Origin of the sequence: Pseudomonas sp. NY15354 (assembly GCF_048068075.1) — a bacterium.
Classification (GTDB): Bacteria; Pseudomonadota; Gammaproteobacteria; order Pseudomonadales; family Pseudomonadaceae; genus Aquipseudomonas; species Aquipseudomonas guariconensis_C.
On sequence record NZ_JBLUPV010000020.1, the window covers coordinates 68,665 to 95,080 of the forward strand.

Here is a 26,416-nt window from a genome sequence, read left to right on the forward strand (position 1 = left end):
GACGGCGCGCTTGGCGGGAGCCGGCGCAAGTATGGGCGGATTCTAGAAGAGATGCACCGGGATGAGAAATCGGCGTGCGCGGGTTTGTGTTCGCTGATCGACCGGATTTGCCAGGGTGGGTACCGCCTCCACCTGCTCTGGCCTGTTCGCGGGTAAACCCGGTACGCGGTGCAATTGAGCGCAACACCGAACCTGTGGGAGCGGGCTCACCCGCGAAGCAAGCGCCGCCGAACAGACCGCCTTAGACAGGCATGACACTCCTGAGCCGCTGGCTCGCCGGCGCAGGTTTGCCATACAGGTATCCCTGGAAATGCGAGCACCCTTCCGCCGCCAAGCGGCGCATCTGCTCGGGCGACTCCACGCCTTCGGCGGTGGTCTTGATCATCAGGCTGTTGGACAGCTCGGTGATGGCGCGAATGATCGACATCGCTTCGCGGCTTTCGCACATGTCATGGACGAACGACTTGTCGATCTTGATCCGGTCGAACGGGAACGAGCGCAGGTAACCGAGCGATGAATACCCGGTGCCGAAATCATCCAGGGAGATCGACACCCCCAGGTCCTTCAGGGCCCGCAACGTGCGCACGTTCTCCTCACTGTTGCCCAGCAGCACCGACTCGGTGATCTCAAGCTCCAGCCGCTGCGCCGCCAGCCCCGAGTCGGCCAGGGCCAGGGCCACGACCTGTACCAGGTTGGCGTTCTTGAACTGCACGGCGGACAGGTTCACCGACACAGTCTGGGTGCCTTCCCAGGTGGCGGCTTCCTGGCAGGCCAGGTTCAACACACGGGTACCGATCTCGTGGATCAGCCCGGTTTCCTCGGCGATGGGGATAAAGTCCATGGGCATGACCATGCCACGGCTGGGGTGCTCCCAGCGCAGCAGGGCCTCATAGCCGGTGACACTGTTGGTCTGCTGGTCCACCACCGGCTGGTAGTGCAACTGCAACTGCCCCAGGTGCAAGGCGGTGCGCAGGTCGGTTTCCACCAGACGGCGCTGGCGGGCCGCGACATCCATCTCGACGCTGAAGCATTCGTAGCGGTTACGGCCATTGCGCTTGGCTTCGTACAGGGCCATGTCGGCATAGCCGAGCAGTTGCTCGGCCTTGCCGTGGTCGTCCGGCGCAAGGGCGATGCCAATGCTCACCCCCACCGAGAACTGATGGCCTTCGATACGAAACGGCGGGCTGATCGCCTCGATCAGGCGCTGGGCGGTATGGCAGGCCGCCTCGCGGGTCTCCAGCCCGGCCAGGACCACGGCGAATTCATCGCCGCCAAGCCGCGCCAGAGTGTCGTGCTCGCGCAACTCGCGACGCAGGCGTTTGCCCAGGGCGCGCAGCAGCTTGTCGCCGAAGGCATGGCCGAGGGAGTCGTTGATGTTCTTGAAGTTGTCCAGGTCCAGGCACAGGGTCGCGGTCAACTTGCCGCTGTCCTGGCCGCGGCCCAGCGCCTGCTTGAGCCGCTCGGCGAACAGCGTGCGATTGGGCAAACCGGTCAGCGCGTCATGATGAGCCATGTAGTGGATCTGGGCGTGGGCAGCCAGCTCCTCGGTGGCATCCTCGGCAACGAACAGCACGTAGTCGGCCTGGCCTTCGCGGTTCTGGCTGAGCAGCGTTCGACTGCGCAAGGTGCGCGGGCCCAGCGCGGTGACCACGCGGGTTTCGTCGGCATAGCCCTTGGCGCTGCGCGCACCTCGGGCCAGTTGCTGAGCCAGGTACTGGGCCGCCTCTGGCGCCAGGCACTGTTCAGGCAACTGGCCGACCATGCTCGCGCCCTGGGCGCCAAACAGCTGCTCGGCCTGCTGGTTGGCCAGCAGGATGCGCTGGCTGTCGAGGTCCTGGACGATGACACTGGCCGGGATGTTGGCGATCACCGAATCGAGAAAGCGCGACAGATCGGCCATTTCCTGGCTGTACTGTTCGGCCAGTTGCTTGGCCTGGCGCAGCTCGGCCTCCTGGCGCCGGTGCTCGGAGATGTCGCGGGTAGTCTTGGCGAACCCCACCAACTGCCCTTGCTCGTCACGCACCGCATCAATCACCACATGGGCGTGAAAGGCAGACCCGTCCTTGCGCAGGCGCAGGCCGCTGGCCTCGAAGCGACCGGTACGCCGGGCCTGGTCGAGGTTCTGCTGCGGCAGCCCCGCGGCGCGTTCATCTTCGTGGTAGAACAGCGAGTAGTGCTTGCCGACGATCTCCTCGCTCGCATACCCCTTGGCCCGCTGCGCCCCGGGATTCCAGTTGGCCACCCTGCCATCGGGGGTCAGCAGGTAGATGGCGTAGTCCGCCACACTCTGGATCAACAGCCGGTACATGAGGTCGGGGCTGACTGGCGTCATGGTTTACCCTATGGCAGCACGGAAAACGCCGGCTTGTCAGGGCCGGAGCGGAGTCATCAAGTGCTGGCATTATGCCGTTAGCTGAAAGCATTTTGTGAAGTGCGTCACAAAAATTTATGCGCGTTTCAGTGCGTGGGCGACACCAGGAAGTTGAGCAACGCAGGTTCATCGTCCAACTCGATCGCCCGGGAGGCGCGGGGCAAGTCCGCCAGCACGGCGCGGCAGAACGCCACGGCGGGCGGGTCCAGGGCATAACAACGCAGCAGCCAGTCCCTAGCGCCGCTGCACAGCAACTGTTGAGCGACCGCCTTGCCGATGCCTTGGCGGCGGTAGCGCTTGAGGATGAACAGATCGGCCAGTTCGGTGGCCGCGAGCCCCGCCAGCTCACTGCGTTCGATCAGCACGAAGCCTGCGATGAAGCCGTCCACCAGGATCAGGTGGGCGCCCCAGCCGGGCGATTGCCAGTAACGGGCCAGGTGTTCTTCATGGATGTAGAAACGCCCGTCCACCTCGACGTCTTCGGCTTCCCAGTCGGAGGACTCGTAGGCGTAGAACTGATACAGGTTGCGGATCAGCTCGGCCTGGTCGACGGTGGTCTGGAGCAGTTCGATAGGGGCGTGCATGGTGCGGCTCGGCGAAAAAGAAGTGGGATTCTAGCGAAGTTCGGGGCGCGCATTGCGCCCCTAAGCTATCACCGCTCCTCCAGCACCGCCCTGCCCTTCACCGCCCGCGGCCCTTTCCAGGCCCAGACGATCAGCCCAGGCAAAGGCACATACACCACGAAGACGATCCACAACATCTTGCGTTCAGCCCGCCGGTCGCTGCCGATGATGTGCCAGATGGCGACGATCTCCAGCAGGATGAGAATGGCCGCGACAATGATCCAGATCGTTCCGATTTCCATGAGCGTTCTCCCATAAGCATGTACTGCGTTGGGCGACGCTCAGGCGCAAGGGTTCAGTCGGATCCGTCAGGCTGGATGATTCAGGGCGTGGCGTGCTCCAGGGCGGCCTTGAGCGCCGCGGCATCGGTGTACACCTGCTGCCCGGCGAGTACGCGGTGGTCCAGTTGCAGCCAGAGCACCTGGCCATCTTCGGCGCCGTAGCGGCTGGCCACTCGACCCTCACGGTCGAGCATCACACGGTAGTTGTAGTCGCGCATGGCCGGGATGGCGAACAGCTTGCCGATGATCGCCGGCATGCGCTGGATGTCGGCGAGAAACACCGCATGACGCGCTTGCAGATACCCCTTGGGCTGATCGGCCAAGGCGGCCTTGACCAGCTTGGCACCCTCCATGTCGCGCGCCACCAGCAGGATACGGGTGTCGGTGTCGAGGCTGTAGGGCTGGTCGTACTGATCGAGCAGGGTCCAGGGCGCGAGCGTGTCCCCCGGCTCCAGGGCATGGGCCAACAGAGGAAGCAGGCTCAACAGTAGCGCGGCGGCGTATTTCATCGGGTCGTGTCCTCAAGAGGGGGACTGAGCATAGCCCAGGGGCCGATTGGCCGCCATGCGTGCTCTGGTTGTCTTTCCAGCGGACTCCCAGCAAACTCATCCGGCCAGCCAGGAAGCGGAGTCAGCAGTGTCCACGCCACGCCAGTTCAGCCAGAAAACCAGCACCAGCAATATGCTGAGGCTAAAGTCCGCCGCCGGAAACGGGCAGATGCCCTATCGGGTCGACTTCGTCCTGCTCGAACACTTCTCCATGGCCAGCTTCACCGTGGCGATGGACGTGCTGGTGACGGCCAACCTGCTGCGCGCCGACAGCTTCCGCTTCACGCCGTTGTCGCCCAAGGGCGACCGGGTGCTGAGCGACCTGGGCCTGGAACTGGTGGCCAGCGAGCTGAGCGCCGCCAGCCTCAAGGAACTGGACCTGCTGGTGATCTGCGGCGGCCTGCGCACGCCGCTCAAGTACCCTGAGCTCGACCGCATGCTCAGCGACTGCGCCGCCCACGGCATGGCGCTGGGCGGGTTGTGGAACGGCGCGTGGTTCCTCGGCCGCGCCGGCGTGCTGGACGACTATGGCTGCAGCATCCACCCTGAGCAGCGCGCCAGCCTTGCCGAGCGCAGCCCGCAGACCCGCCTCACCCCGGCCAGCTTCACCCTCGACCGCGATCGCCTCACCGCCGCCAGCCCCAACGGGGCGATGGAACTGATGCTCGGCCTGGTCCGACGCCTGTATGGCGATGCGCTGGCCGAAGGGGTGGAGGAAATTCTTTCGTTCTCCGGCGCCCGCTACCGCCAGGTCGGGCCGGGGGCGAAGAAGTCCATGAGCCTGCACCTGCGTACCATCGTCGAACTGATGGAGAACAACCTCGAGGAAACCCTGAGCCTCGACCAGCTCGCCGCCTACAGTGGCCGTTCGCGGCGCCAGATCGACCGACTGTTCCAGGCCCAGCTCGGCACCTCGCCGCGGCGTTACTACATGGAACTGCGCATCACCAAGAGCCGCCGTCTGCTGCAGTACTCCGACCTTTCGGTGATGGAGGTGGCGGTGGCCTGCGGTTTCGTCTCGGTGTCGCACTTCAGCAAGTGCTATGCGGCGTACTTTGGCTACCCGCCATCGCGCGAGCAGCGGCTGGGGGAATGAACACCAGTACGCGCCTGCGCGCGTAGGGGTGGCGTCGTCAGTGTAGGAACGGGTTTACGCGCGAAGCAGGCACCTCGGAGCATGATGCCGGCTACGCCGGTGCCAGACACCGCGCCGTCTGTTTCGCGGCTAAAGCCCACAGACACAGTGTTAGCGCCTATACAGCGGATGCTGGGTCAGGCGCGGATGTAGCGCAGCACCGCATCGCAGATCATCTGCTTGTGGCGGTGCTTGATCTGCTCGTCGGAGAGGTCGATCTGGAAGATCTCGCTGAAGGTGTGGCGGTTGGACACCCGGTAGAAACAGAACGAGCTCATCAGCATGTGCAGGTCGATGACCTCGATACCTGCGCGGAACACGCCCTCCTCCACGCCCCGGCGCAAGGTGCGGCCCAACGCCTCGAGCACCAGGCTGCTCATCTCGCGGATCACCGGCGACTGCTTGACGTACTCGCCGTAGTGAATGTTCTCGGTGCAGACGATGCGCACGAAATCGACGTTATGGTCGTGGTGGTCGAAGGTGAACTCCACCAGCCGCTCGATGGCCTGCACGGCGGGCAGCGACTCCAGGTCCAGGCTGTGCTCGGTCTTGCGGATATCGCCGTAGAGCTTGACCAGGCACTCGACGTACAGCTGCTCCTTGCTGCCGAAGTAGTAGTAGATCATGCGCTTGGAGGTGGCGGTGCGCTCGGCGATGGCATCGACCCGCGCCCCGGCCAGCCCCTGCTGGACGAACTCGTGAATGGCGGCCTGGAGGATGTCCTCGCGGGTTTTCTCGGGGTTGTTCTTGCGCGACTTGCGCGGCCCTTCGATCTCAGGCTGGCCGAGATTGACTACCGAATCACTCATACCCACTCACAGGCTGTTGTTTTCAATGGGGTGGGATTATCCGCGAGCGGGGCGGTGCAGGGAAGCGCGCTGTTGGTCGGGTGGTCAGGTTCAGCCAAGCACCGAGCCCTTGTAGGAGCGGCCTTGCGCCGCGAAAGGGCTGCAAAGCAGCCCCGGCGATCCATGTAACAGCAGATGCCCGGGGGCCGCTACGCAGCCCTTTCGCGGCGCAAGGCCGCTCCTACCTGGGAGGTGTCGTCGGTGAGTCACAGCACAGGCTTGCGCACCGCCCCGCTGCGCGCCTTGGCCAGCGCCGCCAGGCGCACCGCCACGTTGGCCGCGCCATACCCGGCGTAATCCCCCTTGCGCTGGAGGATTTCAAAGAAGAAGCGCCCTTCGAACGGCTCGGTGTAGACGTGGAACAGTTCGCCGCCCTGGGCATCGCGGTCATACAGCACGTTGTAGTACGCCAGCTCGCTGAGGAACTCCTCATCGAAGTCAAAGCGCGCCGCCAGGTCGTCGTAGTAGTTCAGCGGGATCTCCAGCAACGGCACGCCGGCCTCTTTGGCCCGCGCCACTTCGGCGAAGATGTCCTCGCAGGCGAAGGCAATGTGGTGCACGCCCGAGCCACGGTAGCTGGAAAGCGCGTGGGCGATGGCGGTGTTGCGGTTTTCCGAGATGTTCAGCGGCAGCCGAAGCGTCGCGCAGGCACTGCGCAGGGCACGGCTCTTGACCAGACCATAGGGGTCGGGCAACACCACCTCGTCGTCGGCGGCAAAATCGAACAGGCTCTTGTAGAACAGCACCCAGCTGTCCAGCGATTCGGCCGGCAGGGCCAGGGCCATGTGGTCGATGCGCTGCAGGCCACCGCTAGAGATGACCTCAGGATCGAGGCGGAAATCGCTGTCATAGATCGTCTGGCCCTGGCCGGCCTGCTCGACCAGATAGATCAGACTACCGTCGGGCGCACGCACTGCTGGGATCTCCCGCTCATTGGGCCCCACCAGGCCACGGAATGGCTGACCACGATAGGCCGTGGCACGTCCCAGCGCGGCCTGGCTGTCGGTGACCCGCAGCGCCGTGGCGCACAACGACGGGCCGTGGGCCTCGAAGAAATTGTGCGCGAAGGAATACGGCTCGGCATTGAGCACGATGTTGATGTCGCCCTGGCGCAGCAGGCGTACGTCCTTGCTGCGGTGCTGCCCGCTTTCGGCAAAGCCCAGGCGCTTGAGCCACAGGCCCAGGCGCGCGCCGAGCGCCTCATCCACCGCGAACTCGAGAAACTCCACGCCCTGATAGCCACTGGCAGCCGGTGGATCGAACAGCACGCCCGGCTCCAGGGCGCGGGCTTGCTGGGCGAGCCGCAGGCGGGTCTGCTCTTCCAGATAGAGCAGCGAGCGCAGGCCATCGGCGGCGTTCTGCCGAGTCGGTGCGGCGCGAAAACCGTCGTTGAACACCTCCAGCGACAATGGCCCCCGGTATCCGGTGGCGAGGATCGGCGCGAGGAAACCCGCCAAGTCCATCTCACCCTGGCCGGGGAAGCAGCGGAAGTGCCGGCTCCACTCCAGCACGTCCATGGCCAGGATCGGCGCATCGGCCATCTGCACGAAGAAGATCTTCTCGCCCGGAATGTCATGGATGGCGGAAGGATCGCCTTTGAGCGACAGGGTATGAAAGCTGTCGAGGATCACCCCGAGGGCTGGGTGGTCAGCCTGGCGCACCAGGCTCCACACCTGCTGGTAAGTATTGACATGACGCCCCCAGGCCAACGCCTCGTAGCCAATGCGTAGGCCGCGCTGGCCGGCACGCTCGGCGAGCAGGCGCAGATCGTTCACCAGCAGTTGCTCATCGCCCAGGGCATCGGCCTGGACATTGCTGCACACCAGCACCAGGTCGGTGCCCAGCTCCTGCATCAAGTCGAACTTGCGCTCGGCGCGGTCGAGGTTTTTCTGCAAACGCTCGCGCCGGCAGCCCTCGAAGTCGCGAAACGGCTGGAACAACGTGATCGCCAGCCCCAAGTCGCTGCACAACTGACGGACTTCACGGGGGCTACCGGCGTAATACAGAAGATCGTTCTCGAAGATCTCGACGCCATCGAAGCCGGCAGCGGCAATAGCTTCGAGCTTTTCGGGCAATGTACCGCTCAAGGACACGGTGGCAATCGAACGCTGCATGGGGGAGTTCCTTGTTATTGGCGCGCCCCGAAGGTTGCGCGGGCTGACGGTCCCAGGCCTATGGGAGCCTGGCACGATCGATTATTCGCAGGTAAAGTCAGCCTCGCAATGCGTTTTGTACGAAACAGTTAGTTTTTGTTCGATTACCGAACAAAAGCGATTTTGGCGAATTGATTCAGGTCTGCCCCTGGACAACCATGAATCCCAGCAACGGCCCCCTGCCCACGTTCAGCGGGCGCCGTGCTGACAGGCCCAGCGTCACGGCATAATAAATTCAATAACCGGGTACCGACCTATGCTCATTTCCATCGCCTTGCGAGCCGCACCTGCTTGTTCGTCCCATCGGCATCAGTCACCGACTGATCACTCCTGAACAGCCTCCCGCTGACCTACAAGAACACCGGAGAAAACGATGGCTCACTCCAACTCCCAAGCCAAGAAAGCGACCGCCAGCGGGTGGATCGGCTCGGCACTCGAGTACTACGACTTCTTTATCTATGCCCAGGCTGCGGCGCTGATCTTCCCGCAGATCTTCTTCCCTTCAACCGACCCGAAAATGGCCATCATCGCCTCGCTGGCGACCTACGGCGTCGGCTACCTGGCCCGCCCGTTAGGCGCCTTCGTACTCGGCCACTGGGGTGATACCCGCGGGCGCAAGAACGTTCTGTTGCTGTGCATGTTCCTGATGGGCCTGTCGACCATGGCCGTCGGCCTGCTGCCGACTTACCACGACATCGGCCTACTGGCCCCGGCCCTGCTGGTGGTACTGCGCCTGGTCCAGGGCTTTGCGGTGGCCGGCGAGATCTCCGGCGCCAGCTCGATGATCATGGAGCACGCCCCGTTCGGCCGGCGCGGCTACTACGCCAGCTACACCCTGCAAGGCGTGCAGGCCGGCCAGGTGATGGCGGCGGCGGTGTTCTTGCCATTGGCCTACTTCATGCCCAGCGAGGCCTTCAATGAATGGGGCTGGCGCATTCCGTTCCTGATGAGTGCGCTGGTGCTGGTGGCTGGCTATTTCATCCGCAAGGAAGTCCACGAGACCCCGGCCTTCGTGCAGGAGGAGAAACAGGACAAAGTCGCCAAGTCGCCGATCAGCGAAGCCTTCCGCCACAGCTGGAAGTGCATGGTGCTGGTGGCCTTCATGGCGCTGATGAACGTGATTCCGGTGGTGGCGACCATCTTCGGCGCGGCCTACGCGGTGCAGCCGGCGTATGGCATCGGCTTCGACAAAAGCGTGTACCTGTGGATTCCAGTGGTGGGCAATATCGTCGCGGTGCTGGTGATCCCGTTCGTCGGCAACCTTTCGGACAAGATCGGCCGTCGCCCGACCATGATCGCCGGCTGCCTGGGCTCGGGCCTGCTGGCCTTCGCCTACCTGTATGCGATCAGCATCCAGAACGTGCCGCTGGCCTTTGGCGTGTCGATCCTCATGTGGGGCATGGTCTACCAGGGATACAACGCGGTGTTCCCAAGCTTCTACCCGGAGCTGTTCCACACCCGCTACCGCGTCTCGGCCATGGCCATCGCGCAGAACGTCGGCACCATGCTCACCGCCATGCTGCCCGCGCTGTTCGCCACCGTCGCCCCACCCGGCTCGGACAACATCCCACTGGTAGTCGGCAGCCTGGCGTTCTTCATCACCTGCCTGTGCGCCCTCGCTGCCTACATCGCGCCGGAAACCCACCGTCTGGCCATGGAAGACCTGGGCAACCCGCAAGCCAGCCCCATGGACAAAGGCGCCTATGAAGCCAGCCGCAAGAGCAGCTTTCAGGCGGTGAGCCGCTGATAACGGCACGTCACAGACGATGCGGAGCCTGGCACCCGCTGCGCTCCCGCAGAGCCAGCGCAGCACCAAAGAACACCGCTAAACCTGTGGGGGCGGGTTTACCCGCGAAGCAAACGCCTCGGTGAATGGCACCGGCTGCGCCGGTGTTCGCGGGTAAACCCGCTCCCACAGCGCCCGCGTCGATCCGAAAGGCATCGCTGAACCTGCCCCCGCAGAGCCAGCGCAGCGCCAAAGAGCACCGCTAAACCCGCACAGCGCTCGCGTCGATCCGAAAGACATCGCTTAACCTGCCCCCGCAGAGCCAGCGCAGCGCCAAAGAGCACCGCTAAACCCGCACAGCGCTCGCGTCGATCCGAAAGGCATCGCTGAACCTGCCCCTGCAGAGCCAGCGCAGCGCCAAAGAGCACCGCTAAACCTGTGGGAGCGGGTTTACCCGCGAATAGGCCGGCCCAGGCAACATCAAACAGTTGCTCCCGCTTGGTCCGAGTTTGCCCCGGTGGAAGCGGGTTTAGCTGCACAGGGCTGAGAGGACAGTGCCCCACAGCGCCCATTGCTAGCCACTGTCAGCCGGTGACGACAGCCTGGAGCTTCGCCCACAGTTGCTCCACATGCACTCGCTCGGTCGGCAGCGCACCGACCGACACCCGCACCATCCAGCGTCCCTCCAGGGTCGCCGGAGTCACGTAGGCATCCCCAGAGCCATTGAGCCGGTCCGCCCAAGCCCGGGTATGGGCGTCCAGCGCCTCACCCTGCAACCCTTCCGGACAGTGGCGAATGCACAGCGTCTGCAGTTGCACCGGCGCCAACACCTGCCACTGCGGCGCGGCCTCAATCTGCTCGGCCAGCCAGCGGGCGTTGTCCAGGTCGCGGCGCAGGCGCTGTTGCAGGGCCTCGACGCCTTCGCTGCGCAGCATGAACCACAGCTTCAGCGCGCGGAAACGCCGGCCTAGAGGGATGCCCCAGTCGCGCAGGTTCTTCACCTCGCCATCGACCGCCGATTGTAGGTAGCTGGGGTTGGTACTCATCACCCGGATCAGGTGTTGCGGGTCACGCACGTAGTAGATCGAGCAGTCGAACGCCACGCCCAGCCACTTGTGGGCATTGACCACCACCGAGTCGGCCAGCTCGATGCCGTCCCACATCCAGCGGCACTCGGGCAGGATCATCGCCGAGCCAGCCATGGCCGAGTCGACGTGCAACCACAGCTGGTGCGCCTGGGTGATCGCGCCGATCGCGGCCAGCGGGTCGAGGGCGGTGGTGGCCGTGGTGCCGGTGGTGGCGACCACCGCGCAAGGCTGGTTACCAGCCGCCAGGTCCTGCTCGATGGCCGCCTGCAAGGCCTCAGGGCGCATGGCGAAACGTTCGTCGGTGGGGATCAGGCGGATGTTCTCACGGCCAAAGCCGGCCAGCAGCGCAGCCTTGTCCACCGAGCTGTGGGCGTGGGCGCTGACATAGACCACCAACGGCTTGTCCTGGGCCTGCAGGCCGCCGCGCACCAAGGCATAGTCGGTGGCGCGCTCACGGGCGCAGATCAATGCCACCAGGGTGCTGGTCGAGGCGGTGTCCTGGATCACCCCGCTCCACTGCGCCGACAGGCCGAGCAACTGGCGCAGCCAGTCCAGGGTGGTCTCTTCGAGCTCGCTCAGTGCCGGGCTCGATTGCCACGACAGGCCCAGCACCCCCAGCCCAGTGCTGAGAAAATCACCCAGCACCGAGGACAGGGTGCCGTTGGAGGGGAAGTAACCGTAGAAATTGGGGTGTTGCCAATGCGACAAACCCGGCATCAGCAGCTTGTCGACGTCGGCGAGGATCGCTTCGAACGGCTCACCTTGCTGCGGCGCCTCGGTGGGCAAGGCGGCCTTGAGGTAGCCAGGCTCGACCTGGGCCATGACCGGTCGCTCGGCGACGCTTTGGCGGTAGTCGGCGATCAGATCGATCAGTTGGTGGCCGTACTGGCGAAAGTCTTCCGGGTTCACGCGCAATCTCCTTGGGGCAGCGGACGGGCGTTGGTCCTTTCGGGAGGGACCCGCGAAAGGCTGGCGCCATAGGAGGCAGAGTCTAGATGTGCGAGACGCTGCGAAGAACCCCGCTTCGCGCATAGTTGCTATGGCGAAGGCGCATGCCCGCCCTGCACGCCGAATTGCGACTGACGCCACAGCTCGAAGACCCGGTTCCGCAGCCAGCGGTGCTCGGCCGAGGCCTGCAGACGTTGGTGCCAGACCACCCAGTAGCGCTGGGTATGCTCGATGAAGCCCAGGGGCCGCCATGCCAGGCGGTGCAAGCGGCACAGCTGGCGGGCGATGTGCTCGGGTACGGTCGCCAGCGCCTGACCGTTGCCGATCACCTGCACCGTAGCGGAGAAGAACGGCACTTGCAGGCTGATCCGCCGCTGCAGCCCCTGGGCACGCAAGTGGCGGTCGATGAAGCTGTCCTTGTCACCGCCGCCGGAAATGCGCACATGCTTGAACGCCAGGTAGTCATCCTGGCTCACCTGGGCGTGGGCGGTCAGTGGATGATCGTCGCGCATCAGGCACACCGCGCGGTCTTCGCCCAGTAGCCGGCCGTGCAGGTTGGGCGGGGACTCATCGAACAAGGTGGTGGCCAGGTCGATCTCACCACTGGCCAGCAAAGCGTACTGGCCTGCCTGCCAGGTGCGGTACTCCAGGGACACACCCGGGGCCTCGCGCTCCAGTGCGCTGACCAACAGCGGCAGCATGTGTTCGGCCACGTAGTCCGAAGCGGCGAGGCAGAAACGTCGCTCACAGCGTGCCGGGTCGAAAGCAGCAGGTTGGCGCAGAGCAGCCAGCTCCTCCAGCACCTGACGCAGCGGCTCGACCAGCGACTCGGCGTGCTCGCTGAGCACATAGCCGCGCCCTTGGCGGACCAGCAGCGGATCATCGAAGGCTTCACGCAGATGCGCCAGTTGCCGGCTCAAGGCCGACTGGCTGGTGCCGAGACGTTCGGCGGCGTGACTGAGGTTCTTCAACTGCAGGAGGCAGTCGAGGGTACGCAGGTGAGCGAGGCTCAGGGAGGCGAAGGTGGGGTGCATCGATGGGTGACTCCGGCGAGGGCCGTGCCCTCGATCACAGGGCACGCCGGGCTGCCGACGTGTCCTGCGATGGGGGCCCCGCTGATCAGTCAGTCAGGCCGACGTAGACGTTCTGCACGTCATCGTGGTTGTCGATCGCCTCCAGGAACGCCTCGACCTCGGCCAGGGCCTCGGCGCTCAGGCTGGCAGCGCTGATGGGGTTCTTCGGCGTGTAACCGATCTTGGCCGAGGTCACGGTGAAGCCGTGCTCCGGCAGCGACTTCTGGACCGCGTCCAGGTCGGTGGTGTCGGTGATGAACAGGGTCGAACCCTCTTCCTCGCCGTCCTCGAAGTCCTGGGCGCCGGATTCGATGGCGGCCAGCTCAGGGTCGGCATCGCCATTCGGGGTGGCTTCGATCAGGCCGACGTGGTTGAAGTCCCAGGCCACCGAGCCGCTGGAGCCGAGCTGGCCCTTGCGGAAGGCAACGCGGATTTCAGCGACCGTGCGATTGATGTTGTCGGTCAGGCACTCGACGATCAGCGGGACCTGATGAGGGGCGAAGCCTTCATAGGTCACGGCGTGGTACTGCACCGAATCGCCGTCCAGGCCCGCGCCCTTGCGAATGGCGCGTTCCAGGGTCTCACGGGTCATCGAAGCCTTCTTGGCCTGCTCCACGGCCAGGCGCAGGCGGGGGTTCATGTCCGGATCGGCGCCGGATTTGGCGGCGATCTGAATTTCCTTGGCCAGCTTGCCCATGATCTTGCCTTTGGCGTTGGCTGCGGCTTCTTTATGCTTGGCTTTCCACTGTGCGCCCATGTCGACTCTCTTTGTTTCAGCGGCCGGTTCAGGAAGCGACCGGCCAAAAGTGGGAGCAGTTTATACGCCCTCGCTTGCTTGATCGACAAGAAATCGCACAGGGGCCGCTGCGCAGCCCCCTGCTATCAGGCTTTGTCAGCCTTGCCCGCCGCCGCGGCGAACTTCGCCAGGCGCACGTCCAGCCGCCGTGGCCGTACACCGCGGTCCTCGGCGCGCTCCTTGCGGCGAATGGCATTGCGCACCATCAGCGAGCCCAGGTAGCGAATCGGCTCTGGCGGGAAGTAGCCCAGCGGCCCCTTGACCAGCGGCGAGCGTGTCCAGGGGTTGTCCTGACCCAAGGCCAGCGAGGACAGAATCTGCCCGCCCATGTGGCACGGCCCGACACCACTGCCTGAGTAGCCAAAGCCGTAGAACACATTGCCCTGCCCGTCCAACCGGCCGAAGAACGGCAAGCCGGTCACCGAGCGATCCGACGGCCCGTTCCAGCTGGCCGCCAAGGGCACGTCGGCCAACGCCGGGAAGAAATCGCCCAGGCTTTCACGCAGCAGGGGCTGGTAAGGCGAAGGCTGGTCGAACACCGGCAGCATGCGCCCGCCATAGGCGAATGTGTTGCCGCCCTTGCCCAGCATCAGCCGGCCATCGCTGGTGTTGTGGTAGTAGTGCACGAAGATCCGCGAGTCGAGGACGCTAACGCCACTGACCAGGCCGATCTCGCGCAGCAGTTCGGGGCACGGCTCGGTGATGACCATGTCGCTGGAGACGATCGCCACGCTGCGCTCGAACTGCGGGAAGGCCCGCGCCATCCAGGCATTGAGGCCGAGTACCACGCGATCGGCACGAATGGTGCCACGCGCCGTACGCACCTGGGCCGGCGTGCCGTGCTCCAGCCCGGTCATGGCGGTGCCTTCGTGGATGCGCACGCCACGTTGCAGTGCGACTCGGCGCAGGCCGCGCACCAGGCGGCCCGGCTGCACCGTGGCGGCGGCCGGTGAATACCAGCCCTCCAGGTGGCGGTCCGAGCCTGCCAGGCGTTGTACCTGCTCCAGCGGCAGGCGCTGGAACGAATTGATCCCTTTTTGCTCCAGGGCCGCGATCACCGCATCGGTGCCGCCGACCTGGGCGTGGTTGGTCGCGGTGTACAAGGTGCCATCCAGACGGTAGTCGCACTGGATGCCGTTGGCCGCGCAGAACTCGCCGATGGCGCTGATGCTGCGCTCCGACTCGCGCACCAGGCGCACCGCCTCCTCTGCCCCGAACAAGCGTTCGAGGGTGAAGTACTTGGCCGACCACGACAACGCGCATCCCCCGTTCCGGCCGCTGGCCCCGGCACCGCAGATGTCCGCCTCGATCAGCATCACATCCAGTTCGGGCGCCTGCTCCTTGAGCATCAGCGCCGTCCACAATCCGGTGTAGCCACCGCCGACGATGCACACGTCGCAGCGTGCATCGCCCATCAGCGGCGGGCACACCGCCTCGTTTTCCGTGTCCAGGGCCTGTTGCAGCCAGAAGGGTCTCATGGGTCGCTTTCCTTTTAGGTGCGCGCCGGCTTGATTGCCATTGCAGTGTTGGGCGCCACGTCGTTGGCCTGGGCAACGGTGGCCGGGCGGCTGTTCCAGTGCGGCAGCAGCACCAGGGCCGAGAACAGCGCAGTGCACGCAAAGATGATGAACACCGTGACGCTGTCGAAGTACCCCGGCAGCAAGCCGCCCAGTACCGCGCCCACCGAGCCGCAGCCGTTGACGAAGCCTGCGGCGGTGGCGCCGGATTTGGCGGTCCCGAAGTCGATGGCAGCCGCGCCGCTGATCATCGAGTCCGGCCCGTACAAGGTCAGGCCCATGACGAACAGCAAGCCGACCACCAACACCACGCTGCCGGTGTGCATGGCGCCCATGAATGCCGCGAGGGCGACCGTCAGCAGCACCAGGCTGATCACACAGGCCGGCATACGGCGTGCGCCGAACAGCTTGTCCGAGGCCAGGCCGATGATGATCGGCCCGAGCAGGCCGGCCAGTTCGAAGGCGGTCGGGATGATGGCCGCGCCGACCTTGCCTACCGAGGGCATCTGTTCGAAGACGATCACCGGCCCCCACAGCAAGATGGCGTAGCGCGCAGGCTTGAGCATGAAGTAGGCCAGGCCCAGGGTCAGCACGGTGCGGTTACGCAGGATCTCCTTCAGCGGCTCCCATACGCTGCCCAGGCTCGAGCCTGGCGCCATGCTTTGCGGCTCGGGTTCCACCGCCGGCAGGCCGACATCCTCAGGCTTGTTGCGCTGGAAGATGAAGAACAGCACGGCCACGCCCGCCACCACCGCGGCACTGGAGAAGAATGCCGCGTGCCAGCTGCCGATCAGCGTATAGGCCCACCAGCCAGCGAACGGCGAGGCCACCAGGCCGCCGAAGGCGTAGCAGGAACTCCACAAGCCCAGCACCCGCCCACGCTGCACGGCGGGGAAGAAACTGCCGATGTTCTTGCACAGCCCCGCCCAGCCGGTGGACTGCGCCAGGCCCTGGATCAGCATGCAGGTGGCGAAGATCGGGAAGGTCGCATAGCTGCCCATCACCACGGCGGCAGCCGCGGAAATCAGCAAGCCGCCAAGCACCACCACGCGCGGCCCGAAGCGGTCGGCGAGCATGCCCCAGGTGAACTGGCCCACGGCATAGGCAGCCAGGTAGATACCGTCGAGGTTGGCCATGGCGGCCTTGTCGAGCATGAAGGTGGGATCTTCGCCGATGCCAAGCTTGGCGACCGAGAAGGCTTTGCGAGTGAAGTAGAAGGCGGCGTAGGCCAGCCAGGTGATTGCGAAGATCTGGACGCGCCAGCGCTTCATGGCCGCTAGGGATTGATTCATTTGACTCTGACCTCTTGCTCAAGTGTGCCGGCAGAATGTGAAAAAACGCCTGTTTTGTTGTTGTGTTGCGCACTGCATGACGAGGAGGACCGTCACTGGTCAGATGGCACCGCAGGTCGGACACGACCGGCTGGATACCATGGTCCCCGGTGACTGCTTGCGGCAGAAGCACCGTCGGACTGTCAGACATGGAACCAGTTGGTGACTGATAAATAAAATCGATTTATCGTATTTCACACATAAGCTCAGCTTGTAACGGAGTGCGTCATGTCGGTCTCCCACGCTCAACTGAAGGCCTTTCACGCCGTCGCCCAGCACGGCAGCTTCACCCGCGCCGCCGAAAAACTGTTTCTGACCCAGCCAGCGGTCTCCGACCAGGTGCGCAAGCTCGAAGAGCGCTATGGCGTGTTGCTGTTCCACCGCAACAAGCGCTCGGTGCAACTGACCGACCTGGGCGAACGCCTGCTGGGTATCACCCAGCGTTTGTTCGCCTGCGAGACCGAGGCGGTGGAATTGCTGCAGGACTCCCGCGCCCTGCACACCGGCAGCCTGGTGCTGGCCGTGGATGCCCCGGTGCACGTGCTGCCGCAGATCGCCAAGTTCTGCCAGCGCTACCCGGGCATCCAGGTGAAGATCGAGACCGGCAACACCGACGAGTCCCTGGCCCGGCTGTTCAGCTATCAGGCCGACTTGGCGCTGCTTGGCCGCGATGTGGATGACGAACGCTTGTTCTGCGTGCCCATGCGCCGCGACCCGATGGTTGCGTTCGTCTCCCACAACCACCCGTGGGCAAGCCGTGGCGCGATCCACCTCGCCGACCTGGACGACACCCCGTTGGTGCTGCGTGAGCCCGGCTCGGTAACCCGCCAGACCCTCGAGGAAGAAATGCAGCGCGCCGGCCTGCGCATGCGCTCGGCGATCCAGGTGGAGGGCCGTGAGGCGGCCCGCGAAGCGGTGGTGGTGGGGATCGGCGTGGGCGTGGTCTCGGCGGCCGAGTTCGGTGCCGATGCACGGGTGTGCGCCTTGCCAATCCTCGATTGCCAACGCCACCTGACCGAGACCTTGGTGTGCTTGAGCGAGCAGCGGACTCGGCGAGTCGTGGCGACCTTCCTGCAGATGGTGCAGGACGAGCGCTGAGCAATCGCGCTGACCTTTTCACAGGTAAACCCACTGCCACAGGGATTGCGCCGCGCTCAAGAGTTGCGCAATCCCTGTGGGAGCGGGTTCACCCGCGAACAGGCCGGGGCAGGCAGCACAAGACGTTAGCCGTCAGCGTCGCCCGATGACATATGCTCAAGAGACGTAGTTGCCCAAGGACACACCGCATGCTGTACCGCCTTGGCGCCGACGCCTTGGTCCTCCTGCACCTGGGGTTCATCCTGCTGGTGCTGTTCGGCGGCCTGCTGGTCGTCAAGTGGCGCCCTGCCCTGTTCATCCACCTGCCGGCCCTGGCCTGGGGCCTGGCGGTGGAAGGCCTGCACCTGGCCTGCCCATTGACCGGCTGGGAAAACCGCATGCGCGCTGCAGCGGGTCAAGCCGGCTACCAGGGCGGCTTCGTCGAGCACTACATCTGGCCGCTGATCTACCCCGCCGGCTTGACACAGCAGATCCAGACGCTGCTGGGGCTGTTCGTGCTGTTGCTCAACCTCGGCGTGTACAGCTACGTGATCTGGCGCTGGCGTCGCCCTAACGAGTAGCGACCACGAACAACCGCGGAAACGCCAGCAACACCTTGCCGTCACTCGATGGCGGATAATCGCGCTGCATCGCTTGCAGGTACAACTGCAAAAAATCGCTTTGCTGCTGCGCGTCCAGGCGCGCCAGGTAGGGACGCAAGGCTGAGCCCTTGAACCACTCGACCACAGCCTCTGCCCCGCCCACCAGCGGATGATGGTAGGTGGTGCGCCACACATCCACGCGGCTGCACAGCGGGCTGAGCACGTCGTAGTAGAACGCTGCGTTGTGCCGGGGCGGCAGTGAGAAATCGGCGAACTGCTCGGCCCACGGGCCTTGGTTGGCGATCTCGCGTAACTGTCGATGGGCGGGTTCGTCGAGGTTGTCAGGGGTCTGCACGGCGAGGCTCCCACCCTCGGTGAGCTGACGAACCAGATGCGGATAGAGCGTGCCATGGTCGGGCACCCATTGCAGCGAGGCATTGGCGAGAATCAGGTCCTGGGGCTCGGGGGCCGACCAGCTGGCGATGTCGCCGATTTCACAACGCACCTGCGGCACGCACAGGCGACGACGCTGGCGCGCCTTGTCGATCATGTCCGGATCGCTGTCCAGCGCCACCACCATGGCATCGGGATGCTGACCGCGCAGCACTTCGGTGGAATTGCCCGGCCCACAGCCCAGGTCGGTGGCATGACGCACTGGACGCGGTGGCACTGCGACCAGCAGGTCGCGCACGGCGCGGGTGCGCTCATCTTCGAACAACGAATATTGGGTAGCGGACCAGGCCATGACGGGCTCCTGCGGCAGGCTCGATGCCAGAAGCATAAGCCATCCGGGCCTTTGTCGTCGGACTAGACCTCGGTCAGTGGGATGTCACCGGCACCGCCCTTACCTTCGCGTCTTTCGTTCATCCAGTCATTGACCTGCTGGCCGAACTGCGCCGGTGCCTTGCGCCCGAAACGCCGGGCCAGGTCCAGGATGGTCTGCTGAGCCAAGGCCTCCTCCATGCGCTTTTGCGCGCCCAGCATCACCGCATGAATGGCGCAGGTGCCCTCGGTGGCCCAGCTAGGAGGCGAGCCCTCGAAGAGGGTGCAGCGTTCGCGGATCTCGCGGCAATCGAAGATTTTCTTCTGCCCATCGATGGCACGAACGATGTCCAGCACCGTGATCTCATCGGACGGCCGCGCCAGGCGAAAGCCGCCGCGCACGCCTTCTGTTGCAACCACAAGCCCGGCACGGGCGAGCTTGGTGAACACCTTGGCCAGGTACTCCTGGGGCACACCTTGCAATTCGGCCAGGTCGCGGACGCTGGATTCGCGGCTGTCACCACGCTCATCCACCAGAAACAGCAGACAATGGATGCCGTACTCGACGCCGGCACTGTAAAGGGACATGTCAATCTCCGACCAATATTGTCGCAAATATTACGCCCTTCTTGGTCGACGAGCAAAGCTGGGCGATACCGTCCGTCTAACACTCGATCGCCGAAAAGCCTTTTAAAACGCAGGTTTAAGCCAAATTCTAGGCAGCACGCGCAGCACAGCACACAAAAAAACCTTGCCGATCAAATCTACGACCAATAAAGTCGTAGTTATTCGGCGGCAGCGCAGATCTTCGCCGAAGGCTCTTCCAACCCCTTGCGAACCCTCTTGGAGCACCTTCATGAACCCACATATCTTGATCATCGGTGCCGGCTTTGCCGGTGTCTGGAGCGCCCTGAGCGCCGCCCGCCTGCTCGATCAGGCCCAGCGTGGCGACATCAGCATCACTGTGCTGGCCCCCCAGGCGGAGCTGCGCATCCGCCCGCGCTTCTACGAAAGCGACGTGCACAGCATGAAGGCTGAGCTGGGCGCGCTGTTCGAGAGCGTGGGTGTCACCTTCATCAAGGGGTACGCCCAGACCATCGATGTGCAAGGCCGTGCCGTCGGCTACACCGATGCCGACGGCCAACTGCGGCATATCGCCTACGACCGCCTGGTGCTCGCCGCCGGCAGCCAGGTGGCCCGCCCAGCGGTCCCGGGCCTGGCCGAGCACGCCTTCGATGTCGACCAGATGGAATCGGCCATGCGCCTGGAGCAGCATCTGCTCGGCCTGGCCGCGCAGCCGGCCTCCCCGGCCCGCAATACCGTGGTGGTGTGCGGCGGCGGCTTCACTGGCATCGAGACGGCGACTGAAATGCCGGCGCGCCTGCGCGCCATCCTCGGTGACGACGCCGCCTTGCGTGTGCTGGTGGTCGATCGCGGCGCCAGCGTTGGCGCAGCGTTGGGCGCGGGTATCACGCCCTCGATCGTCGAGGCCTGCGAACAGGCCGGCGTGCAGTGGCTGACGGGGCGCTCGGTGGTGGCGGTCGATGCAGGCGGTGTGACGCTGGACAACGGCGAGTACATCGCCAGCAAGACCGTGATCTGGACCGTGGGCGTCAAGGCCAGCCCGCTGACGGCACAGGTGCCCGGCGAACGTGACGGCTTTGGCCGCCTGCGGGTGGATGACCACCTCAAGGTGATCGGCCAGGCACATATCTATGCCACCGGCGATGTGGCCTGGGCGGCGGTGGACGAGTCGGGCAATCACGCCCTGATGACCTGCCAACACGCCATCCCCATGGGTCGCCACAGCGGCAACAATGCGGCCGCCGACCTGTTGGGCGTGACACCGGTGGTCTACCGCCAGCCGGTGTACGTGACCTGCCTTGACCTGGGTGGCTGGGGTGCAACGTTCAGCGAGGGCTGGGAGCGCAAGCTCAAGTACAAAGGCCAGGAAGGCAAGGACCTCAAGCGCCAGATCAACTCGGTGTGGATCTACCCGCCGGCGGCTGATCGGGCTGTGGCCCTGGCTGCGGCCGACCCGCTGATTCCCATCGTTTGACCTTTATCTACAAGAGGCCGCATCGCGGCCTCTTTTTTTGGACTTTAATTTGATCGGCTGTCCAACAATAGTGGCACTGTGCCATCATTCAGCAAAAAACAATATGAATGGTAAGGACTTAACCCAATCCGCAGTGTACCCAGCGCCTGATCTTCCCCTGCCGTCTTGCGCTCTGGTCGCTGCCAAAGTGATGGAGCATTTCAATGCAACTACGCAACCTGAAAATCGGCATACGGGCAGCCAGCATGTTCGTCCTGTTGGGCGTTCTGGTCTTGGTCATGGGGCTGGTCTCCCTCTTTGAGACCCGGGAAATGGACCGTGCCACCGATGAAATCCGCGTCACCTGGATGCCGGCGATCATTTCCCTGGGCGATGTCAGCAGCGCCCTGGGCCGAGCACGCGCCCTGACCCTGCGCAGCGCCCTGGAAGAGCAGCCCTCGGCCCGCAAGGCCACCCTGGAGAAAATCACCCAAGTCAACCAGGGGCTGCAAGGCGACCTCGACGCCTATGAGCGCACCATCATCGCCGATGACGACCGCGCCCTGTTCAACACCTTCTTGCAAATGAGCGAGCGCTACCACGGTCTGCAGAAATCCATCCGCGATGCAGTGGCCGCCGAACAGCTCGACGAGGCCCGCCGGTTGATCAACGGCCCCCTGGCCGAATACGCCGACAGCATGATGAAAGCCCTGGCGGCGATCATCGAATACAACGCCAAGGGTGCCGAGCAAGCGTCCCAACGCAGCAGCGCAGTGTTCGACGAGGCCTTCTCGCTGATCGTCGTTGCCCTGGCGATGATTCTTGTGGCGCTGATCGCCATCGCCACCCTGCTCACCCGCAGCATCGTCCTGCCCCTGGCCGACGCCGTGGCCGTGGCCGAGCGCGTGGCCACCGGTGATTTGACCCAGGATATCCAGGTGATCGGTCGTGACGAACCCGCCCTGCTGCTGCGCGCGCTGAGCCGCATGCAACAGAGCCTGCGCGACACCATCCGCAAGATCGCCGCCTCCTCCGACCAGCTGGCCTCGGCCTCCGAAGAGCTGCACACCGTCACCGAGGACACCAGCCGTGGCCTGCATCAACAAAGCGCGGAAATCGACCAGGCCGCCACCGCAGTCAACCAGATGACCGCCGCCGTCGAAGAAGTCGCCAACAACGCCGTGAGCACCGCCGACGCGTCCAAAGGCGCCGACCAGACCACCCGCGATGGCCGCGACCAGGTCAACCAGGCCCTGGCGTCGATCCAGCACCTGGTCAACGACGTCACCGATACCTCGGGGGAAATCGAGCAGTTAGCCAGCAATGCCAACGAGATCAGCCGCGTGCTGGATGTGATCGGTTCGATCGCCGGGCAAACCAACCTGTTGGCACTCAACGCTGCCATCGAAGCGGCCCGGGCCGGCGAGGCCGGGCGTGGGTTTGCGGTGGTCGCCGATGAAGTGCGCGCCCTGGCCCACCGTACCCAACAGTCGACGGCGGAAATCGAGCAGATGATCACGGGTATTCAGTCCGGCACCGAACGCGCAGTGACAGCGATGCACACCAGCCAAGGTCGCGCCAACGGCACGCTGGAGGTGGCTCAGTCAGCAGGCCAGGCCCTGGAAGTGATCGCCGAGGCCATCACCTCGATCAACCAGCGCAACCTGGTGATCGCCAGTGCCTCGGAGCAGCAGGCCCAGGTGGCCCGCGAGGTGGATCGCAACCTGGTCAACATCCGCGACCTGGCCATGCAGACCTCGGCGGGCGCCAACCAGACCAGCGCGGCGGCGCAGGATCTGTCCCGGCTGGCGATAGACCTGAACGCGATGGTGGCGCAGTTCAAGATCTGAGCCTAGGAGCCGCCCCCACAGGCACAGCGATAGGTTTCAGAGCAACACAGAACCTGTGTGCGGGTTTACCCGCGAAGTAGACGCCACGGACAGGCCCGTTAAAGCGGGCCTGTGCCGCGCTGTCAGTCATTGACACTCACCGCCCGGCCCACCTTGGCCGGGGACTTGCCCCGGGTCGCCAGGCAGTAGTACAGCGGGCAGGTCACCAGCAGGCCGAACAGCCACGACAGGTCCGCCCCTTCCACCAGGTTCGAGTACGGCCCGACATACAGCGACGTATTGGCGAACGGCAACTGCACCAGGATGCCGCAGGCGTAGGCGACGATCGCATGGTGGTTGAAGCGCCCATAGATGCCGCCATCGGCGCTGAAGATCGAGGCGATGTCGTATTGCCCCTGCTTGATCAGGTAGAAGTCGATCAGGTTGATCGACGCCCACGGCACCAGCACCAGCAGCAGCGCCAGGATCAGGCCGATGAACTGGCCGATGAAGTCCGCCGAGGCGTTGAGCGCAACCATCCCGCATGCCACCAGGATCACCGAAGCCAGCACCACGCGCACCTTGACGCTGGGCGTCCATTGGGCGGCGAACGTCTGGATGGCGGTGACGATCGACAGCACCGCACCATACAGGTTAAGGGCGTTGTGACTGATGATGTTGCACAGGAACAGCACCATCAGCACCGGGCCCAGCCAGCCGGTGGCTTGCTCGACAGCGGCCATGGCGTCGGTCCCTTCCGGCACGCACAGCACCGCCACCGCACCGAAGCTGAAGCACAAAATGGTGCCCAGGGTGGCGCCGAAGTAGGTCGCCCAGAACGGCCGGGCGATGCCCACTTCACGTGGCAGGTAGCGCGAGTAGTCGGAGGTGTACGGCGAGAAGCTGATCTGCCAGATCACCCCCAGCGAGACCGTGGCGACGAAACCTGAGAGGTTGAATGCGCCACGGCTGAAGAAGTCCACCGGCAGCGTCTGGCTGAACATCATGACAAAGCCCGCCAACAGCGCCGAGCCCATGACCCAGGTGCCGATGCGATTGAGGGTATGGATGAAGCGATAGCCGATCACGCCGATGGCCGTGGCGCTCAGGGCACCGATGACGATCGCCGTAGGCATCGGCACGCTCGGGGCGATGCCGTGGATCGACTTGCCCGCCAGGACGATGTTGGAAATGAAGAACCCGACATAGATCAACGCTGTGAAGAACACGATCAGCAGCGCGCCGTAACGGCCGAACTGGCCACGGCTCTGGACCATCTGCGGAATGCCCAGCTGCGGTCCCTGCGCAGAGGCCAGGGCGATGACGACACCGCCCAGCAAATGACCCAGCACGATGGCGACCAGGCCCCACAGCAAGTTCAGGTGAAACACCTGGACCACCATGGCGCCGGTCACGATGGGCAACGGTGCAATGTTGGTGCTGAACCAGAGGGTGAACAGGTCGCGCGCCTTCCCATGGCGCTCGGCAGGTGGAACGTAATCGACCGTGTGATTTTCGACAAACTGGTGCTGCGATGACGATTGGGACATGGTTTTCAGCTCGAAAGGGTCGTTTTTTATCTTTGTAGGAAACCGCTCGAGGGCGGCCTCTCAGCTGCGCACCATATTATGGTATTCCAAGCTTTTGACAACACTGCACTGCGCTTTTTCAGCGCATCTGATCCGCTTTGCGCCCCATCTAGGCGCATGTCTTTCCCGACCAACACCAATGATTACGGGGCTTGTACCGTTCATCGCATGCGTGCGGCACGTGAAAATTCCACTTGCATTCCAGGTATTACGGTATACCATCAGACACATCAACGATAAAAATGCGGACCACCGCTGCCCTACCCCGAGGAACACGCCATGATCGACGCAACCGTCTACAAGAACGTCCTGGGCTCCTTCCCGTCCGGCGTCACGGTCATCACCACCCTGGACGACGACGGCTCGATCGTCGGCCTTACCGCCAGCGCTTTTTCGTCCTTGTCCATGGACCCGCCGCTGGTGCTGTTCTGCCCCAACTACAGTTCCGACTCCTACCCTGTCCTGATCAAGCAGAAGCGCTTTGCCATTCATCTGCTGTCCGGCGAGCAACAGGCCGAAGCCTATGCCTTCGCCAAGAAAGGCAAGGACAAGGCCGCCGGTATCGAGTGGCGCCTGAGCGAGCTGGGCAACCCGCTGCTGGCCAATGCCACGGCGATCATCGAGTGCGAGCTGTGGCGGGAATACGAAGGCGGCGACCACGCGATCATGGTCGGCAAGGTGCATAACCTCATCGTCCCAGAAGAGGCGCCACGGCCGATGGTCTACTGCCGCGGCAAGATGGCCAGCCTGCCAGCCTTCGCCTGAGGTCACCCTTTATATGACGGATGCCCAGGCGTGCGTCGAGACTCCTGACGCCTGCCCCGACAGGCGACACTTCCAAGCTTCGAGGAAAGCCCCATGAAATTTTCGTTGTTCGTGCACATGGAACGTTGGGATGAACAGGTCAGCCACCGCCAGCTGTTCGAAGACCTCACCGAACTGACCCTGATGGCCGAGCGCGGCGGTTTCAGCACCGTGTGGATCGGCGAACACCACGCCATGGAGTACACCATCTCGCCAAGCCCCATGCCGCTGCTGGCCTACCTGGCTGCGCGCACCGAGACCATCCGCCTAGGCGCCGGCACCATCATCGCGCCGTTCTGGAACCCCATCCGCGTGGCCGGCGAATGCGCCCTGCTCGATGTGATCAGCAATGGCCGCATGGAAGTGGGCCTGGCCCGTGGCGCCTACCAGTTCGAGTTCGACCGTATGGCCGGCGGCATGCCAGCCACCGACGGCGGCAAGGCCCTGCGTGAAATGGTCCCGGCGATTCGCAAGCTGTGGGAAGGCGACTACGCCCATGACGGTGAGGTCTACAAGTTCCCGACCTCCACCAGCGTGCCCAAGCCAGTACAGCAAGGCATGCCACCGATTTGGATCGCGGCCCGCGACCCGGATTCGCACAACTTCGCGGTCAAGAACGGCTGCAACGTCATGGTCACCCCTTTGATGAAGGGTGACGAAGAAGTGCTGGACCTGAAGAACAAGTTCCAGGCTGCCCTGGACAACAACCCCGAGGTGCCTCGCCCACAACTGATGGTGCTGCGCCACACCCACGTGCACAGCCCCTCCGAGCCCGAGGGCTGGAAAATCGGCGCCCAGGCCATCTCGCGCTTCTACCGCACCTTCGACGCCTGGTTCGGCAACAAGACCACCCCGGTCAACGGTTTCCTGGAGCCCAGCCCTGAGTCGAAGTTCGCCGAAGTGCCGGCGTTCGCCCTGGAGAACATCCGCAAGAACACCATGATCGGCACGCCCGAGGAAATCATCACGCGCATCAAGTACTACCAGTCGCTTGGCGTCGACGAGTTCAGTTTCTGGTGCGACAACAGCCTGCCCCATGCCGAGAAGAAGAAGTCGCTGGAGCTGTTCATCAAGGAAGTGGTGCCCGCGTTCGCCTGAATTCCCATTACCTGAAATTTTTGCGGGTCCGGCCCGCTCCCGCGGACCTTGTGGCCCGCAGGAGCGGGCTTTTTTTTGGTTCTTCACGGAATCCCGGGAAAGACAGAAACAAGAACGCCGGTTTGATGGATGATGTTCGTGCGAGCAAACACATCTACAAACCGGCGTTCTTGTGCACG

22 protein-coding genes are annotated in these 26,416 nt (G+C 64.2%); 8 read left to right on the forward strand and 14 right to left on the reverse strand.

Translation table 11 applies throughout. From position 1 onward, the window contains the following. Positions 1-241: 241 nt before the first annotated feature. The 4 genes from ACNFCH_RS18285 to ACNFCH_RS18300 form a co-directional block, all read right to left on the reverse strand. Positions 242-2,332: an EAL domain-containing protein gene (locus ACNFCH_RS18285; protein ID WP_416743256.1), complete on the reverse strand. Its 2,091-nt coding sequence runs from the start codon at positions 2,330-2,332 to the stop codon at positions 242-244. Positions 2,333-2,457: 125 nt separating this feature from the next. Further along, a complete protein-coding gene (locus ACNFCH_RS18290) occupies positions 2,458-2,955 on the reverse strand; it encodes a GNAT family N-acetyltransferase (protein ID WP_337158444.1) in 498 nt (165 codons plus the stop codon). Positions 2,956-3,023: 68 nt separating this feature from the next. Next, a complete protein-coding gene (locus ACNFCH_RS18295) occupies positions 3,024-3,236 on the reverse strand; it encodes a PLDc N-terminal domain-containing protein (protein ID WP_416743257.1) in 213 nt (70 codons plus the stop codon). Positions 3,237-3,316: 80 nt separating this feature from the next. Beyond that, positions 3,317-3,784 carry an FAD/FMN-containing dehydrogenase gene (locus ACNFCH_RS18300; protein ID WP_416743258.1) on the reverse strand — a complete coding sequence of 156 codons (468 nt, stop codon included), beginning with the start codon at positions 3,782-3,784 and terminating at the stop codon, positions 3,317-3,319. Between the two features lie 127 nt (positions 3,785-3,911). Here ACNFCH_RS18300 and ACNFCH_RS18305 point away from each other — a divergent pair, with 127 nt between their 5' ends. Further along, a complete protein-coding gene (locus tag ACNFCH_RS18305) occupies positions 3,912-4,919 on the forward strand; it encodes a GlxA family transcriptional regulator (RefSeq protein WP_416743259.1) in 1,008 nt (335 codons plus the stop codon). A gap of 176 nt (positions 4,920-5,095) precedes the next feature. On the opposite strand, the gene ACNFCH_RS18310 is transcribed toward ACNFCH_RS18305, so the two are convergent. Together ACNFCH_RS18310 and quiC are read right to left on the reverse strand one after the other, a co-directional pair. Further along, positions 5,096-5,767 (reverse strand): TetR/AcrR family transcriptional regulator, encoded by a 672-nt coding sequence (locus ACNFCH_RS18310; protein ID WP_196165195.1) that lies wholly within the window; start codon positions 5,765-5,767, stop codon positions 5,096-5,098. A 245-nt stretch (positions 5,768-6,012) separates the two neighbouring features. Beyond that, entirely contained in the window at positions 6,013-7,920 is a 1,908-nt protein-coding gene (quiC, locus tag ACNFCH_RS18315) for a 3-dehydroshikimate dehydratase QuiC (RefSeq protein WP_416743260.1), read from the reverse strand. A gap of 412 nt (positions 7,921-8,332) precedes the next feature. Here quiC and ACNFCH_RS18320 point away from each other — a divergent pair, with 412 nt between their 5' ends. Next, complete coding sequence (locus ACNFCH_RS18320) at positions 8,333-9,706, forward strand: MFS transporter (protein ID WP_416743261.1); 1,374 nt, start codon at positions 8,333-8,335, stop codon at positions 9,704-9,706. A 563-nt stretch (positions 9,707-10,269) separates the two neighbouring features. On the opposite strand, the gene ACNFCH_RS18325 is transcribed toward ACNFCH_RS18320, so the two are convergent. From ACNFCH_RS18325 to ACNFCH_RS18345, 5 genes are all read right to left on the reverse strand, one after another. Further along, positions 10,270-11,682, reverse strand: a complete 1,413-nt coding sequence (locus ACNFCH_RS18325) for a DOPA decarboxylase (RefSeq protein WP_337158448.1) — start codon at positions 11,680-11,682, stop codon at positions 10,270-10,272. Between the two features lie 128 nt (positions 11,683-11,810). Continuing rightward, complete coding sequence (locus ACNFCH_RS18330; RefSeq protein WP_337158449.1) at positions 11,811-12,755, reverse strand: LysR family transcriptional regulator; 945 nt, start codon at positions 12,753-12,755, stop codon at positions 11,811-11,813. An 85-nt stretch (positions 12,756-12,840) separates the two neighbouring features. Then, positions 12,841-13,551, reverse strand: a complete 711-nt coding sequence (locus tag ACNFCH_RS18335) for a YebC/PmpR family DNA-binding transcriptional regulator (RefSeq protein WP_337158450.1) — start codon at positions 13,549-13,551, stop codon at positions 12,841-12,843. A gap of 125 nt (positions 13,552-13,676) precedes the next feature. Then, positions 13,677-15,068, reverse strand: coding sequence for an FAD-dependent oxidoreductase (locus ACNFCH_RS18340; RefSeq protein WP_337158451.1), 1,392 nt, complete (start codon positions 15,066-15,068; stop codon positions 13,677-13,679). 14 nt (positions 15,069-15,082) lie between these two features. After that, positions 15,083-16,399, reverse strand: coding sequence for an MFS transporter (locus ACNFCH_RS18345; protein ID WP_337158452.1), 1,317 nt, complete (start codon positions 16,397-16,399; stop codon positions 15,083-15,085). Between the two features lie 267 nt (positions 16,400-16,666). Here ACNFCH_RS18345 and ACNFCH_RS18350 point away from each other — a divergent pair, with 267 nt between their 5' ends. Both ACNFCH_RS18350 and ACNFCH_RS18355 read left to right on the forward strand, forming a co-directional pair. Then, positions 16,667-17,536, forward strand: a complete 870-nt coding sequence (locus ACNFCH_RS18350) for a LysR substrate-binding domain-containing protein (RefSeq protein ID WP_070094055.1) — start codon at positions 16,667-16,669, stop codon at positions 17,534-17,536. 188 nt (positions 17,537-17,724) lie between these two features. After that, positions 17,725-18,096 (forward strand): DUF2784 domain-containing protein, encoded by a 372-nt coding sequence (locus ACNFCH_RS18355; RefSeq protein ID WP_337158453.1) that lies wholly within the window; start codon positions 17,725-17,727, stop codon positions 18,094-18,096. Here ACNFCH_RS18355 and tam read toward each other — a convergent pair. Beyond that, the gene (gene tam / locus ACNFCH_RS18360; RefSeq protein WP_416743262.1) at positions 18,086-18,862 is read right to left on the reverse strand and encodes a trans-aconitate 2-methyltransferase; all 777 of its coding nucleotides are present in this window, start codon (positions 18,860-18,862) and stop codon (positions 18,086-18,088) included. The two genes, ACNFCH_RS18355 and tam, sit on opposite strands and share 11 nt — an antisense overlap. A gap of 62 nt (positions 18,863-18,924) precedes the next feature. Then, positions 18,925-19,467, reverse strand: a complete 543-nt coding sequence (locus ACNFCH_RS18365; RefSeq protein WP_416743263.1) for an RrF2 family transcriptional regulator — start codon at positions 19,465-19,467, stop codon at positions 18,925-18,927. 268 nt (positions 19,468-19,735) lie between these two features. On the opposite strand from ACNFCH_RS18365, the gene ACNFCH_RS18370 reads away from it, so the two are divergent. Together ACNFCH_RS18370 and ACNFCH_RS18375 are read left to right on the forward strand one after the other, a co-directional pair. Continuing rightward, positions 19,736-20,938 (forward strand): NAD(P)/FAD-dependent oxidoreductase, encoded by a 1,203-nt coding sequence (locus tag ACNFCH_RS18370; protein ID WP_416743264.1) that lies wholly within the window; start codon positions 19,736-19,738, stop codon positions 20,936-20,938. A 245-nt stretch (positions 20,939-21,183) separates the two neighbouring features. Then, positions 21,184-22,767 carry a methyl-accepting chemotaxis protein gene (locus tag ACNFCH_RS18375; protein ID WP_416743266.1) on the forward strand — a complete coding sequence of 528 codons (1,584 nt, stop codon included), beginning with the start codon at positions 21,184-21,186 and terminating at the stop codon, positions 22,765-22,767. 122 nt (positions 22,768-22,889) lie between these two features. Here ACNFCH_RS18375 and ACNFCH_RS18380 read toward each other — a convergent pair whose 3' ends face one another. Then, positions 22,890-24,296, reverse strand: coding sequence for a purine-cytosine permease family protein (locus tag ACNFCH_RS18380; protein ID WP_337158458.1), 1,407 nt, complete (start codon positions 24,294-24,296; stop codon positions 22,890-22,892). Positions 24,297-24,614: 318 nt separating this feature from the next. Between ACNFCH_RS18380 and ACNFCH_RS18385 the strand changes: the two genes are divergently transcribed. Further along, positions 24,615-25,100: a flavin reductase family protein gene (locus tag ACNFCH_RS18385; RefSeq protein WP_070094061.1), complete on the forward strand. Its 486-nt coding sequence runs from the start codon at positions 24,615-24,617 to the stop codon at positions 25,098-25,100. A 93-nt stretch (positions 25,101-25,193) separates the two neighbouring features. Further along, positions 25,194-26,237: an LLM class flavin-dependent oxidoreductase gene (locus ACNFCH_RS18390; RefSeq protein WP_337158459.1), complete on the forward strand. Its 1,044-nt coding sequence runs from the start codon at positions 25,194-25,196 to the stop codon at positions 26,235-26,237. Positions 26,238-26,416: the final 179 nt, after the last annotated feature.